Annotated in this window: 13 protein-coding genes; 3 read left to right on the top strand and 10 right to left on the bottom strand. The window is 69.3% G+C overall.

All coding sequences use genetic code 11. The features are described from left to right. Nucleotides 1–2 precede the first annotated feature (2 nt). The 3 genes from AB0436_RS28880 to AB0436_RS28870 all read left to right on the top strand — a co-directional run bounded on the left by AB0436_RS28880 (nt 3) and on the right by AB0436_RS28870 (nt 3,454). Nucleotides 3–1,175, top strand: a complete 1,173-nt coding sequence (locus tag AB0436_RS28880) for a fumarylacetoacetate hydrolase family protein (RefSeq protein WP_366470894.1) — start codon at nt 3–5, stop codon at nt 1,173–1,175. Nucleotides 1,176–1,249: 74 nt separating this feature from the next. Then, nucleotides 1,250–2,290, top strand: coding sequence for a LacI family DNA-binding transcriptional regulator (locus AB0436_RS28875; RefSeq protein WP_366470893.1), 1,041 nt, complete (start codon nt 1,250–1,252; stop codon nt 2,288–2,290). Between the two features lie 414 nt (nt 2,291–2,704). Beyond that, a complete protein-coding gene (locus AB0436_RS28870) occupies nt 2,705–3,454 on the top strand; it encodes an FCD domain-containing protein (protein WP_366470892.1) in 750 nt (249 codons plus the stop codon). Nucleotides 3,455–3,539: 85 nt separating this feature from the next. Here AB0436_RS28870 and AB0436_RS28865 read toward each other — a convergent pair whose 3' ends face one another. The 10 genes from AB0436_RS28865 to AB0436_RS28820 all read right to left on the bottom strand — a co-directional run bounded on the left by AB0436_RS28865 (nt 3,540) and on the right by AB0436_RS28820 (nt 14,362). Then, nucleotides 3,540–3,881: an L-rhamnose mutarotase gene (locus tag AB0436_RS28865; protein WP_366470891.1), complete on the bottom strand. Its 342-nt coding sequence runs from the start codon at nt 3,879–3,881 to the stop codon at nt 3,540–3,542. A 73-nt stretch (nt 3,882–3,954) separates the two neighbouring features. Continuing rightward, entirely contained in the window at nt 3,955–4,797 is an 843-nt protein-coding gene (locus AB0436_RS28860; RefSeq protein ID WP_366470890.1) for a carbohydrate ABC transporter permease, read from the bottom strand. Further along, nucleotides 4,794–5,705, bottom strand: a complete 912-nt coding sequence (locus AB0436_RS28855; RefSeq protein ID WP_366470889.1) for a sugar ABC transporter permease — start codon at nt 5,703–5,705, stop codon at nt 4,794–4,796. The genes AB0436_RS28860 and AB0436_RS28855 overlap by 4 nt, the downstream gene beginning before the upstream one ends. Before the next feature lie 2 nt (nt 5,706–5,707). Continuing rightward, nucleotides 5,708–6,982, bottom strand: coding sequence for an ABC transporter substrate-binding protein (locus AB0436_RS28850; protein ID WP_366470888.1), 1,275 nt, complete (start codon nt 6,980–6,982; stop codon nt 5,708–5,710). A 75-nt stretch (nt 6,983–7,057) separates the two neighbouring features. Beyond that, nucleotides 7,058–8,503 carry a hypothetical protein gene (locus tag AB0436_RS28845; protein WP_366470887.1) on the bottom strand — a complete coding sequence of 482 codons (1,446 nt, stop codon included), beginning with the start codon at nt 8,501–8,503 and terminating at the stop codon, nt 7,058–7,060. Nucleotides 8,504–8,523: 20 nt separating this feature from the next. Beyond that, the gene (locus AB0436_RS28840; RefSeq protein ID WP_366470886.1) at nt 8,524–9,408 is read right to left on the bottom strand and encodes an amidohydrolase family protein; all 885 of its coding nucleotides are present in this window, start codon (nt 9,406–9,408) and stop codon (nt 8,524–8,526) included. Next, entirely contained in the window at nt 9,405–10,406 is a 1,002-nt protein-coding gene (locus AB0436_RS28835) for an aldo/keto reductase (protein WP_366470885.1), read from the bottom strand. The genes AB0436_RS28840 and AB0436_RS28835 overlap by 4 nt, the downstream gene beginning before the upstream one ends. 5 nt (nt 10,407–10,411) lie before the next feature. Next, nucleotides 10,412–11,434: a hydroxyacid dehydrogenase gene (locus AB0436_RS28830; RefSeq protein ID WP_366470884.1), complete on the bottom strand. Its 1,023-nt coding sequence runs from the start codon at nt 11,432–11,434 to the stop codon at nt 10,412–10,414. After that, the gene (locus tag AB0436_RS28825) at nt 11,431–12,660 is read right to left on the bottom strand and encodes a mandelate racemase/muconate lactonizing enzyme family protein (RefSeq protein WP_366470883.1); all 1,230 of its coding nucleotides are present in this window, start codon (nt 12,658–12,660) and stop codon (nt 11,431–11,433) included. The genes AB0436_RS28830 and AB0436_RS28825 overlap by 4 nt, the downstream gene beginning before the upstream one ends. Before the next feature lie 301 nt (nt 12,661–12,961). Then, nucleotides 12,962–14,362: a glycoside hydrolase family 28 protein gene (locus AB0436_RS28820; protein WP_366470882.1), complete on the bottom strand. Its 1,401-nt coding sequence runs from the start codon at nt 14,360–14,362 to the stop codon at nt 12,962–12,964. Nucleotides 14,363–14,384: the final 22 nt, after the last annotated feature.

Raw genomic sequence — 14,384 nt, 5'->3', positions numbered from 1 at the left:
TCATGAAACACTGGCCCGACGCCGCGACCACCCTGCCGGACGACGGTACCGAGGGGGCACTCGTCGGCCGGGTCTGGCGATCCGGCATCGGACCCTCCGTCGTCGCGGTCCGCGAGAGCGGCGTGCACGACGTGACGGCGTCCTTCCCGACCGTCCGGGATCTGTGCGAAACACCCGACCCGGCCGCGCAGTTGCGGGCGGCCGACGGCGAGCGCATCGCCGGACTCGACGAATTGCTGGTCAACACCCCGCCAGGCACGCGTGATCCGGAACATCCCTGGCTGCTCGCACCGGTGGACCTACAGGCGGTCAAGGCCGCCGGCGTGACCTTTGTGGCGTCGATGCTGGAGCGGGTGATCGAGGAACGCGTACGGGGCGAGGCGTCCGGAGCAGCCGAAGTGCGCGAGCGTATCCGCGGCCTGCTCGGCGACGACCTGGCGTCCCTGCGGCCCGGCTCCAAGGAGGCCGCCGCGCTGAAGGAGCTCATGGTCGCCCGGGGAATGTGGAGCCAGTACCTGGAGGTCGGCATCGGGCCTGACGCCGAGATCTTCACCAAGTCCCCGGTGCTCGCAGCGATCGGTGGCGCGACGGACGCCGGGGTCCTCACTTCGTCGCGGTGGAACAATCCCGAGCCGGAGATGGTGATCGTCATCTCCTCCGCCGGGGCCGTGGTGGGCGCGACCCTCGGAAACGACATCAATCTGCGAGATGTGGAGGGTCGTTCCGCCCTGTTGTTGGCCAAGGCGAAGGACAACAACGCCTCGGCGGTCCTCGGGCCGTTCGTGCGGCTCTTCGACCGGAGCTTCGGCATCGACGACGTGCGGAAGGCGGCGGTGACCCTGACCGTCGAGGGCGACGACGGGTACCGGCTCGACGCGGTGTCCTCGATGTCTGCCATCAGCCGCGATCCCCTTGAACTCGTCGGCCAGTTGATCGGCCCGCACCATCAGTACCCCGACGGCGCGGTGCTCTACCTCGGCACGATGTTCGCACCCGTGGAGGACCGTGACACACCGGGCGAGGGCTTCACCCATCACGACGGTGACCTGGTCACCATCGCCACGCCCCGACTCGGCGCACTCGTCAACCGGATCAGGCCGAGTGACGCCTGCGAACCGTGGAACTTCGGCCTCGCCGATCTGATGCGGTCGCTGTCCGCTCGGGGAGCACTGTGACGCACGGCGTGACGACCGGTCGGCAGCACCGGGAAGAGGGGCCAGCGGCGGGAGCACTGGATATCGTTTCCGGTGTGACTCAGCCGCCCCTCCGCCCCCGCAAGCGTTCCGCGACCCGTTCCGTGACCCTGTCGGACGTGGCGGCGGCGTCCGGTGTGTCGGCCCAGACGGTCTCCCGTGTCGTGCGCGACCCGCGGTCGGTGCCGGACGCGACCCGCGCCAAGGTCGAGGCGGCCATCGCAGCGACCGGCTATGTGCCCAACCTCGCAGCCAGCAACCTGGCGTCGAACCGGAGCCGCACCGTCGGTGTCCTGGTTCCGCAGATCAACGCCTCGGTCTTCGCGGACACGGTCCACGCCTTCTCGACCGCCCTCGCTGCCGATGGCTACCAGATCTTCGTCGGCACGACCGACTATCAGCCGGAGCACGAGGAGGACGTGCTGCGCAGCTTCCTCGGTCGGCGGCCTGACGGACTGCTCATGGTGGGGACCGACCACACCCCGGGTACCCTCGCCCTGCTGGGGGCGGCCGGAGTCCCCGTGGTGGAGACCTGGGGCTGGTCGGACGAGCCGGTGGATCTGCTGGTCGGCTTCTCCAACGCGGCGGCGGCGTCCGCGATGGTCGCGCATCTCGCCGGGCGGGACCGGCGCAGGATCACGTTCGCGGGCCGGCACACCTCCGGCGATCCCCGGGCCGCAGAACGCCTCGACGGCTACGCGACCGCCGTCCGCGAGCTGCTGGGGGCGGCCCCGCGCACGGTGGACGCGGGACCGGAGCCGGTCACCATGGATACCGGCGTCGCCTTGCTGGACCTGGCGCTGGAGCGGTATCCGGACTCCGACGCTGTGATGTTCTCCAGCGACGTCTTCGCCGCCGGAGCCCTGCAGGCGTGTGTGCGGCGGGGGATCGACGTGCCGGGCACGCTCGCTCTGGCCGGTTTCGGCGACTTCGAGTTGGCCCGGCACCTCGTCCCGGCGCTGACCACGGTGGCGGTACCCAGTACTCTCATCGGCGAGCTGGGGGCCGAGCTTCTGCTGAAGCGGATGCGCGGTGCCCCGGTCAGCGCGCCACACCGTGACGTGGGCTACCGGATCGTCGCCCGCGAAAGCTCTTGATGGAGCGGACCGTGCACTCCGGGCGCCGTCCACCATCCTCGCCGTCGGCGGCACTTCCAGGTCCGCGACGCGGTGGCCGGGCCGAGCGGCGCGTCCAACCACGGGGAACTCGTCCGGTTCGTCCCACCGGCCGTCGGTGGGGGAGAGGACCGAGGCGTCAGCACCCACCCTATGTCCCGGTCGATGCCGAGCCCGCCTTCGACGTTCGCGCCGGTGAGTGAAGCCCACCGTGGCCCCGGCGGGGAGCGCGTGCGCCCTCACCGCGGATGCGGCGCGGTGCGGCCGTTCCCCTCCCAGGAGCTATCGCTCATCACTTATGATACGAGTGATGACTTTGCACGTTCCGTTAGCCTTGAGTCCTCGCACAGCGGGGGCCGGGCACACTCGCACCACACATGGGGAGTCGCTGACCAGATGAGCAATCCATCCGCGGACGCCGTTGCCGTGTCCCGCCATCAGCGGCGCCGGCCGCCCCTCGCCGCTGCCGTCGTGCAGAGCCTGGCGACGGCCATCGTGCTCGGCGAGTATCCGCCCGGGACCGCGCTTCCGTCGGCGGGCGACCTGTGTGAGCAGTACGAGGTGAGCCGCACCGTCATCCGTGAAGCGACCACGACGCTCTCCGAGAAGGGCCTCGTCGCGACTCGCCAGGGCTGGGGGACAGTTGTGCTCGATCAGGAGCAGTGGAGTCTTCTCGACCCCCTGATCCTCGACGCTCTCTTCCAGCGGAAGGACCGTTTGTTCTTCCTCGACAACCTGATCGAGATCAGGACGACTCTGGAGTGTGCCATGTCCGCACGCGCCGCCCGGGTCATAGAGAACGCGCAGTTGGCAGCGCTCTCGTCCAAGCTCGACGAGCTCGCGACCCTCCGGGACGACCCGGCGGCTTACTCCCGCGCCGACATCGAGTTCCACGAGATTATCCACCGCGCGTCGCGCGACGCCTTCGGGCGCGCCATCGTGTCGAGCATCCAGGGAAAGGCCGTGCGCTCCCCCCAGTACAGCGGCGACCCGACGCGCGAGGACATCGAGCTCACGCACCAGGCGCATGCACGGGTCGCAGCCGCGCTGATCGCCCGGGACGCCGACGCAGCGGCCGAGGCGATGCGGGACCACATCACTTCCGCATGGGCTCGACGGCGGCCGCTTGGCACGTCCGGGACCTGACGCGAGTCCATCCACGGGCGCACCTGGCTGTCCGCAGACGTCGCCGGAGCGCCGGAGAAGACCGGACAGAGCGGAGGGTCGCGGATCAATCCAGATGGAAGACCTCTTCGGCTTGCACCCAGCGTTCCCCGGGCTCCGCCGAGTCCAGGGGCTGTTGGCAGGGATCGGTGAGTGTCCACCACCGCTGGGTGTCCGGATCGGCGGCGACGGCGGCCATGTCGGCTTCGTAGTCGTCGCCGGTGTGCTCGTAGTAGGCGAACAACGTGTGGTCGCGCAGGAAGATGGAGTACGAGGTGATGTGGGCGCGGAAGAGGGCGTCCAGCACCGGCTGGGGGACCACGCGGTGCAACTCCCGGTACTTCGCCTCCTGTTCCGGGAGCAAGCGGATCACCGAGGCGACGCGGCGCGGGGCATGGGGTGCGGGCATGGCAGGGGACTCCTTCGGGGGAGGCAGGGCCGGTTCGGGAAGGACCTCCGCCGGCCGGGCGCGGTGGCCGGGATCATCCCTTCACGGCTCCCGCCGCGAGGCCGCTCATGACGTGACGTTGCATCACGATAAAGATCACCAGGATCGGGATCACGGCGAGCAGCAAGGTGGGGAACACCTTGGTGTAGTCCGTGGAGTACTGGCCGACGGCCGCGTACACGCCGGTGGTGACGGTGTAGACGCCGCTGCCGGGACCGAGGATCATTTGCGGGCTGGCGAAGTCGTTCCACACGCTCAGCGAGTTCAGGATGAACACGGTAGCGATGATCGGCCGCATCAGTGGCACGATGATCCGCCACAGCGTGTAGTACTTGCCGGCCCCGTCGATCGACGCGGCCTCGTCCAGCGACCGGGGCAGCATCCGGATGTAGCCGAAGAAGACGAACAGCGTGAACGGGATGGTGGTGGCCGTCATGAACAGGATGAGACCGGGCATCGTGCCCATCAGCCCGACGGCGCGGAGCACGAAGATGACCGGCACCAGGATCACCTGGGTCGGGATGAACATCCCCGCGATGAAGAAGAACAGCAGCAGCCGGGAGACCGGCGTCGGGGTGCGGGCCAGTACGTACGCGGCGGGGGCGCACACCACCATGGCCAGTACGTTCACGCAGAGCACCAGCGCGATGGTGGTGCCGTAGCCCTTGAGGATGCTGAAGTCCGGGTTGTTCCAGGCGTCCGCGAGGTGCTGGAACGTTGCCGTACCGAGGTCCAGCGTGAACGGGTTGCTGAGAATGTCCTGTTGGCTCTTGAAGGCGTTGATCACCAGGATGTACATGGGCACGAGCATGCCGACGGCCAGCAGGGTGATGAGCGCCACCCGCAGGGTGGCGGCCGAGGTGAGTGTTTTCTTCATCCGATGGACTCCGCGTCGTCCTCGGCGCGCCTGCGCAGGAAGAGGACCGTGAGGGACAGGACCGCAGCCGCGAGGATCAGCAGCACGGCTTGGGCGGATGCCAGGCCGATGTTCCGCTGCGGGAACGAGACCGCCAGGATCGAGTAGGCGAGGGTTTTGGTGGACCCCGCGGGACCGCCCCCGGTCAACGACACGACGACGTCGTAGGTCTTCAGCAGCGAGATTCCCGAGGTGATGACGGCGACCGTCACCGTGGACGCCAGCGAAGGCCAGGTGACGGCACGGAAGGTCTGCCACCGGCCGGCGCCGTCGAGCTTCGCCGCCTCCAGAAGATCCGCCGACACGGCCTGGAGCCCCGCCAGATAGAGGACCAGCTGGACGCCGAACAGGGACCAGACGATGACGAGGATCATCGACCACAGGGCCCAGTCAGGGTCGCTGAGGAAGGGCAGGCTGTCGGTGCCGACCTTTTCCAGCATGGTGTTGACCACGCCCTGGGGCCCGAGGATGGCCTGCCAAAGGAAGCCGACGACCAGCGCGCTGAGCACGTGCGGGTAGAACATGACGACACGGCCGAAGGTGTTGAACCGGTTGGTGCGCTGCAGCAGCAACGCGAGACTCAGCGCCGCGAGATTGACGGCGATCGCCCCCACCACGGCCACCACGACGGTGATGACCATCGTGCTGGTCATGTCGTCGGAGCTGAAGACGGTGCGGTAGTTGTCGAGACCGATGAACTCGGGGACACGGGTGGGGAATCCGTTGTACTCGGTGAAGCTGTAGTAGAACGCGTAGATCACCGGTACGACCAGCAGGGCGGCGTATATCAGAACCGCGGGGACGACCATACTGACGGCGGCGGCCGCGTGGCGCCATCCCCGCGGCTTCGAAGAGAGTTTGCGTGCCATGGTCAGCGGTTCTCGTCGACCCACTGGTCGATGGCCTTGGCCGCGTCGGCCGGGCTCGCTCCCGTGTAGAGGCTCTGCGCGACCTCCGTGAACTTGGGGTTGAAGCCGGTCACGGGCAGCCGGACGTTGCCCTGGCCCTCACCGACGGCGACCAGCGCCGGAGCATCGTCCAGAATGGCCTGGATCTGGGAGCCGACACCGGTCTGCTTGACGTCGGAGTCCTTGCGGAACACCCCGTCGGAGCCGAGCTGCGCCTTGACGGCCGCCGGGTCGGTGACCAGGAACTCGACCAGCTGCTTGGCGCTGTCCTCGTCCGCCGCGCCCTTGTGCACCATGTACGGGTTGGCCATGGTGGCGCCCTGCGGACCGGGATAGCTCTTGCCGTCGGCGGCCGGCGGGGAGAACACGCCCACATCGAAGGGCAGCGTCCCGGCCTTGGCCAGAGTGGCGGCGAACCAGCTGCCGTTGGTGTAGAGACCTGCCTTGCCGGCGACGAAGTTGCCGTCCGCCTGCGAGGGGTTGAGGCCGACGTCGCTCTTGGCTATGTAATGGGCGTCGATCCAGTCCGCATACATCTGGAATGCCGGCTTGTACGTCTCCCCGACGGTGAGCTTCTCGTCCTTGACGGCGCTCTGCCACTTCGGGTGGAGCTGGTTGAGCGTCGGGTGGTAGATCTGCTGGAGCTGGAGGCCGGTCTGGTAGTCGCCGGCGGTCTGCATCGGCGTGTAGCCGGCCTTCTTCAGCTTGCCCAGGTCGTCGGTCAGCTCCTTCCAGGTCGTGGGAGTCGCGGTGATGCCGGCCTTCTTGAACGCGGACTTGTTGTAGTAGACGAGTGACTGCGGCTGTGTGCCGACGCCGACCGCGTAGTGCGCGTCACCGATGGCGTACTCGTCGAACATCGGGGTGTCCTTGGCCCAGTCCTCACCGCTGAGGTCGACCAGCTCCGGCGCCGTGTCGTCGTCCGGGAAGATGGACTGGATGACGTCGGGAGCGGTCCCCGCGGCCAGTTGCTGAGGGAAGGACTCGGCGACGGACTTACCGGTCGGACCCTCGATCTTCACCTTCAGGCCGGTCTTGTCCTCGAACGGCTTGACCAGCTTCTCCCAGTAGGACTGATCGAGGTTGTCGGTCAGATTGACCATCATCCGGATCTCGCCGTCCTTGCTGCCGGACGCGCCGGTGCCGGACGAGCAGGCTGTGAGGAGCATCAGCGGAACCACGGCGGCAAGGACGACGCCGCGCGCTTTGCTCCCTCGGTTGGCAGACATCATTGTCATCTCTTTTTTCCTCGGTAGGGAAAGCTGGGGATCAACATCCACTGGACAGTGAGGCGTGGTCATTGGGGTCGGGCGTCACAGCCGCCCCCGGTAGGGCAGGGGGCCGACGGCCGTGATGTCCGTGGGGGCCTCGTCGCCGTCGACGCGGTAGATGCCGTCGTTGGCGACGAAGAATTCGGGTGCACCCGGGTAACGCAGGTCCTCGGGCAGCGGCTCGCGGTCGGTCCAGGCGAAAAACTCCCGGGTGAAGGTGCCTTTGTCCTTGCGGCCGTAGATGTGCAGGTCCCCCGCGGTCAGCGGGGAGCGCACGCACCAGTGGACACCGGACTCGGCCCAGAACGCGCGGTCGCTGACCAGCACCGACTGCCGGTCCCTGGGTGCGAGTACCTTGTCCCAGAAACCTTCACCCGGACCGAGCCTGGCCAATAGGAACATCAGATCGTGGGCGTGCCAGGCGGTGCTGGGGGCGATATCGGCCTCGTTGTGCCAGCCGCTCGCGGAGGCGAAGTAGCCGCCGGGCGTCTGGTAGCCGGCATAGGTCGCCAGGCACGCCTCGGTGAACGCTTCCAGTTCGGGGTCCGGTCCCTCGGCCAGCACCTCGTGGATGCCGTACAGAGTCAGCCCCATGCCCGCGATCAGCATGGGCGTGTCGGTTTTCAGGAGACGGTCGCCCAGGACGTACCAGTAGCGGTGGTAACGGGTGGCGCCGGTGGTGTCGGTCCAGGCGGAGCGGGCCACATGCCGGCACAGGCGCTTCGCCTCGGCCAGCAGCTCCGGGTCGCCCTGAGCGCGGTAGCCGAGCACCAGAGGGACGATCATGAGGCCGTAGTACTCGGCCGGTTCCAGAATGCCGCCCTCGGCGCGGTCCCGTACGGTGCGGAACGTGCCGGCACTGTCCGCGTCGGGCACGCCGCGGCGGTGGAAGAGCCGGACCAGGGTGTCGAGGTCCTCGGGTATCTGGTCCGAGTAGGTCTTGTCGTCGGAGAGCTCCGTGTAGAGCTGCTTGACCCAGACCCGGGCGTACTCCTGGTTGCAGGTACCGTCTTCGCCGGCCCGCCCGCCCCCGTACATCTCGCACGCGTCGAGATTGTGGCGGACGGCTGCCAGCGCGGCGCGCACCTCGACGGCGGGCAGCAGATGGCGGGCGTGCTTCAGGGCGAGCAGCATGCCGAGGCTGCCGACAGCGTTGTGGATGAGGCCGGTGGTGGCCGACTCGCCGACCTGGAAGCCGATGTGCTGGTACTGGCCGTCGGGCTGCAGCTCGACGGACTGGTAGCGCAGCAATCGCCGCAGCAGCTCGATGCCGCGCTCGTCGGGCTGCTCGGCCACGGCCTGCCCGAAGGCACCGACGGCCGGGCCCGCGAAAGTGGTGTGTCCGCAGGTGAAATCCAGGAAGGTGAAGGGGTTTGTGCCCCACACACTGTGGTTGTGGAAGCCGTTGATCGCCCCTTCGTCCGTCACCCAGGTGTGCAGCCAGCCGGCGAGTGCGGCCGTGTCCGGCCTGGTCGTGCGGTGTTCCATGGCGTTCCCTCCGGGGTGGTTTACACGGCCGAGGCGCGTGCGGCATCCAGCAGACCGGCATTGATGCGGTAGAAGCGGGCGGCCGTGCCGCCCAGCACTGCCGCGCGGTCGTCGGAATCCAGCGGGGCGAGCAGTTTCCGGCACGCCTCCCAGGTGCGCTCGTAGCCGCCGGCCAGCAGTGAGACGGGCCAGTCGCCGCCGTACATCAGACGGCGGGGACCGAAGAGTTCCAGCGCGTCCTCGACGAACGGGCGCACCTGTTCCACCGTCCACGCGCCGAGGGGCCAGCGGTTGGCGTAGAGGCCGGAGACCTTGGCGTGGACGCAGGGGTGGCGCGCGGCAGCGGCGATCAGCCGTCGCCATGCGGCACGCTCCGCGGCGCCGCCGCCCACCGGAGGCTTGCCGAGGTGGTCGATGACCAGACGCAGCTCGGGATGACGGGCGGCCAGCTCCGGCACATGGGCCAGGGCCGCGGGCGACGAGGTGACGTAGTCGAACGTCATACCCGCTTCGGCGAGCAGCGCCAGTCCCTGGCCGACGTCCGGGCGGAGTATCCGGTCCGGGTCGGGATCCTCGTGGACCAGGGCGCGTACGCCCACCACGTGGGGGTCCCGGCGCAGCGCCGCGAGGCGGGTGCGGGCCCGGCCGGGGGCGTCCAGCGGAACCCAGGCGACGACGGCCACCACTTCGGGGTGCGCCGCCGCGGTGGCCAGCATGTGGTCGGTGTCGGCGTCGTTGTCGGCGGCCTGCACGAGCACCGTAGCCGTGACGCCGGCTGCCCGCAGCGCGGGCCGCGCGTCTGCGAACCCCATCGCCCGGTCGATCGGTGCCATGGCAGGGCCGAGCCAGTCGTACGGAGCGCGGATGGGGTCCCAGACGTGCTGGTGGGCGTCGATGACGGTCATGACCGTCCTCCCGCCGCCTGCGCAGCGTACCCGTCGGGCAGCAGACCGAGGCGGGTCAGTTCGTCCCAGAGCGCGTCGGGGACGGAGGCCGCCAGCCGGTCGGCGTTGGTACGGGACTGGCCGGCGTCCCGCGCGCCGAGCACCACGGAGATGACCCCGGGGTGAAGCAGGGGGTAGGCAATGGAGGCCTCCGGCAGGCTGCAGCCGTGATCTTCGCAGACGTCGGCTATCACGGCCGCCTGGGTGAGCAGTTCACGAGAGGCCGGCTGGTAGTCGTAGGTAGCGTGCAGTGGTGGGCGGGGGGCCGAAAGCAGCCCGGAGTTGTAGACGGCGGCGGCGACGACGCCCACGCCGCGTACCTGCGCAAGCGGCAGCAACTCGTCCTGGGCCGCGTGGTCGAGCAGGGTGTGACGACCGGCCACCATGACGACGTCGACATCGCAGCGCCGGACGAACTCGGTGAGCATGGCGGCCTGGTTCATGCCGACGCCGACCGCCGTCACCACGCCTTGGTCACGCAGTTCGATGAGGGTGTCGACGCCGGTCGTGGAGGCCTCCTGCCAGTGGTGGTCGGGGTCGTGGAGATAGACGATGTCGACGTGGTCGAGGCCGAGACGCTCCAGACTGCCCTCCAGGGACCGCAGGATCCCGTCCCGGCTGAAGTCCCAGCTGCGACGGAAGGCCGCAGGCACCGCGAAACCGCCGTCGTCCTGGAGGTGTGTGGTCTGCGGGCTCGGCACCAGCAGTCGGCCCACTTTGGTGGAGACGGTGTATTCGGCCCGGGGGCGCTGGGCGAGCGCTGCACCGAGGCGGCGTTCGGACAGTCCGAGCCCGTAGTGCGGGGCTGTGTCGAAATAGCGGACGCCGCTCTCCCAGGCCGCGTCGACGGCGCCTTGGGCGTCCTCGTCGCTGGTCGTCCGGGCGAGGTTGCCCAACTGGGCTGCTCCCAGGCCGAGTTCGGTCAGTGCGAGACCGCGGGCGCAGGTACGGGTACGCATCCTTCTCACCGAACCCTGGCGCGCCCGGAGGCCGCGAGGTCCTCCGGGTGGGCGAATGGGAGGCCTGCGGCGAACCGTGCCACCTCGTCGGCGACGGAATCGCCGATGCGGTGCAGCTCACCGCCCATGGAGCCCGCCATGTGGGGGGTGAGAACGACGTTGTCCAGTGTCCACAGCTCGCTGTCGGCGGTTGGCGGCTCCGGATCGGTGACGTCGAGCACGGCGTCTATCCGGCCGGTGCGCAGCTCTGCCGTCAGGGCGTCCTGGTCGACGACGGCTCCCCGCGCGGTGTTCACCAGCGTCGCTCCGTCGCGCATAAGGGCGAGCCGCCGTGCGTCTATCTGACCTCGGGTTTCGGGGGTCAGCGGCTGGTGCAGGGAGATCACCTGACTGCTCCTCATGAGTTCGTCGAGCGTCACCGGCCGCGCATCGAGGGAGATGGCCTCTTCCGTCGTGAGCGTGGGGTCGTACAGGAGCACGTCCAGGTCGAAGGGGCGGAGCAGGGCGAGCACCGCGCGGCCCACGGTGGAGGCTCCGACGATGCCTACGGTCTGCCGGTAGTTCCCGCCTGTCGGGGGCGCGGCAAAGTGGTCCGGAAGGTTCCTGGCCCGCCGAAACTCCCGCGCGGCGGGGAGTACCCGTTTGCCGGCCAGGAGGATCACGGCGAGCGTGTACTCTGCCACCGGCCCGGAGTTGGCGACGCGGGCGTTGGCCGCGACCACGCCGCGGACGGCGAAGAATTCGGGCTCCTCCAGGCAAGTCGCGGCGACCCCGCCCGCGTAGACCACGGCTCGCAGCCGGGAGACATACGGCAGATGGGCCGCCCGGACGACGGGCGCGTCCCAGCCCGCGACGAGAATTTCCGCCCCGGCCAGCGCGTCCCGTGACTGCGGGGATTCCAGCTCCGTGAGGACGAGGTCGGTGTCGATATCGGCGGCACCGCGCATGCGGGTGAGGGCGTCTTCGTCGAAGAGGGCGCGGGTCAGGCCCGGCGGGTTCATGGCGAAGACGGCGCGGGGGCGCGTCACGGGGCAATCCCCCTCTCGGTGTGACCGTCGCGGGGAAGGCGTTCGACGGTGGCTCGGACACGGTCGCCGGCAGCCCGGCCGTCGAGGCCGGGCTCGGCCACAAGACGCAGACCAGCGACGGACGGACGTACATGGGGTCCGTCGGGCTGGGCCCAACCGGCGGTCTCGTTCAGTCGCGCGACGGCTGCTTCGTCCACCGTGATGCCGAGGCCCAGGGCATCACCGAGTACGATGCCGCCGTCGGCGATCACCTGGTCCACGGTGAGTCCCACCGGTGCTGAGGTGTCCTGCACTTCGGTGACAAGATGGTTGGGGGCCGCGGCGGCAGCGTGTGCCAGTGGGTTGGCCTCGTAGCCGACCGGGCTGACCGGCAGGTCGTGTCCGTGAGCGAGGGTGGCGACCCGCAGGAAGTGCGTGATGCCCCAGACGCTTCCGGTCTGCACCACCTGCACGGCGTCTCCGGCCAGCAGGGGACGGAATTGTTCCAGCCCGGTCAGGTTCTCGCCGGTGGCGACGGGGGTGCGCGCGGCACGGCTCACGGCCCGGTTCCCTGCCACGTCCCACCGGCGTACCGGTTCCTCGATCCAGGTGAGATCGACGCGGTCCTCGATGCGGGCCAGCAGCCGTACCGCCTGGTGCCTGCCCCAGGTCTCGTTGACGTCGAGCATCAGGGCGGGAGAACGGGTGTTGGCGCGCAGCACCTCCGCCACCGCGCCGAGCCGCAGGATGTCGCGGTCCGTGTCGAGACCACCCTTGATCTTGGCGCCCGTGAAGCCGCGTTCGGCCCAGCCGGAGTACAGCGCAGCCAACTCTTCGTCGCAGAGGGCGATGTCCAGGCCGGAGGCGTAGCCGGGAACGAAACGGTCGGCAGCGCCGAGTGTGCGCCACAGCGGTTCGTCGGCCATCTTCGCCTTGAGGTCCCACAGCGCCATGTCGAAGGCGCCGATGGTCCCGAAGGCGGCGCCGCCGTGGCCGCTCTTGAACGTCTGGGCCAGCATCCGGTCGTAGAGGGCGGTGACGGCGCGCGGATCCTGGCCCTCGATGGCGGGGAAGATGCGTTGCGCCTCGGCGTGGGCGCCGAGGCCCACCCCGGTGAGGCCGCCGTCGGTCTCGACCAACACGACCGGGACTTCGGTGACACCGCCCGCGACGAAGCCGTTCGCGTCCCCGACCGGGCGGCCCCAGTTGTGGACGGTCCGGAGGGTCCGGTATCCGGTGATCTTCATCTGCTCCCCCTCTGTGTGCTCGTTCGCCGTCCCCTGGGCGGAGGCACCTTCGCCTCCGGGACACCACGGTGGTGGCTGATGCGCCCCGGGCCGGTGACTCGTAGTCCGGAAACTCGGGCGCGGACCGTGGGGGAGTGTGCCTGGGCACGTGGCTCGCGCTCGATGACCGCACCGTGCTGATGTTTCGGGGTGTGTGTCCTTCGAGCAGGGAAATGGCGGTGCACGGCCGGGGGGAGGCCCTGCACCGCCCCCCCTCAACAGTCGTAACGTATCATACAAGTGATGACCTGAAAGGCCGGCTTCACACGGGACCTTCCACGAGGCGGCCGTTGACCGTCACGCGGTGCATGGACAGGTCTGTGACGGACTGGAGCACCATGCTCTGCGCGGCGTCGCCGAAGGTCAGCCGGTCGAGCCGGACATCGCTGACCGGCGCTTCGGGACGGGCGCGGACACGCACCGGGTACTCGCAGCGACCGCCCACCGACCAGCGGGCCACAGACAGGCGCGACACCTCCGCGGGCAGCACCCCGCCGGTGTCCCCGGCGTACTGGAAGGTGACCTCGAAGGGTACGTAAGTCCAGGCCGGCGCGTCGACGTCGGTGACCCGGACGTTCCGCACGTACCCGCCTCGGGTGGGCGTCGACTTGACGGCCAGGACCGAGGCGACGGACGCCTCGTCCAGATCCGGGTTGAACGGCAGGCTGAGCCGCCGCGCGACCACGTCCGATACCCCGCCGCTCATCTCGCTACCGATCGCCACCGCGGCCCCGCCGCTGAGGTACACGCAGTCCTGGATACGGATGTGTCGCGAGGGGACCCCGACACGCCTGCCGTCCTGGTCACGGCCGGACTTGATGGCGATGCAGTCGTCGTGCGTGGCGAAGGTGACCCGCTCGATCATGACGTTCTCGCACGAGTCGGGATCGCAGCCGTCGCTGTTGGGGCCCTGGCACTCCACGCGGACGTCACGGACGGCGATGTTCCGGCTCAGCACCGGATGGATGTTCCAGAACGGGGAGTTGCGCAGTGTGACGCCTTCGATCAGGACATTGCTGCACGCATAGGGCTGGATGAAACTGGGGCGCAGAAAGTGCCCCTCGCCCAGGACGCGCTCGGTCACCGGAACTCCCTGTGCGCCCCACTGCTCCAGAGTCGCCCAGTCCGCACGCTCGTTGGGCATGCCCGTCTGCCATCCGTACTGTCCGGAGCCCTTCCAGGGCCACCAGTGCGCGTTGTCGCTCTGCGCGTCGAGGACCCCCCGGCCGGTCACGGCGATGTCGTGCTGGCCGTAGGCGTAGACCAGGGGCGAGTAGTTGTGTACCTCGATGCCCTGCCAGCGCGTCCGCACAACCGGCAGGTAGGCGGCCGGATCGGTGCTGAAGTGCACCGTCGCTCCCTCGGCGACATGCAGGTCGACACCGCTGAGCAGGTGGATCGCGCCGGTCACCCAGCGGCCGGCGGGTATCAGCACGTGTCCGCCACCGGCCTCGTGGCAGGCGCGTAGGGCCGAGCGGATCGCGGCCGTGCAGTCGGTGACGCCGTCGCCCACGGCGCCGTGGGCGGTGACGGGAAACCAGACGTCGGGGAAGCGGGGGCCCGGCCGGCCGGCGGCCGCCGCCCCCGTGGCGTGGGCCAGCGGGACCGCGGCGGCGGCCATGGCTCCGAAGCGGAGGAGTCTTCTGCGTGTCGGATCACTCACGGATGTGTCCTTCGGTGAGATG

Origin of the sequence: Streptomyces sp. NPDC051322, assembly GCF_040689485.1 — a bacterium.
GTDB lineage: Bacteria > Actinomycetota > Actinomycetes > Streptomycetales > Streptomycetaceae > Streptomyces.
Note: the sequence above shows the minus strand (reverse complement) of the source record. Positions and strands in the feature narration are given on the sequence as shown.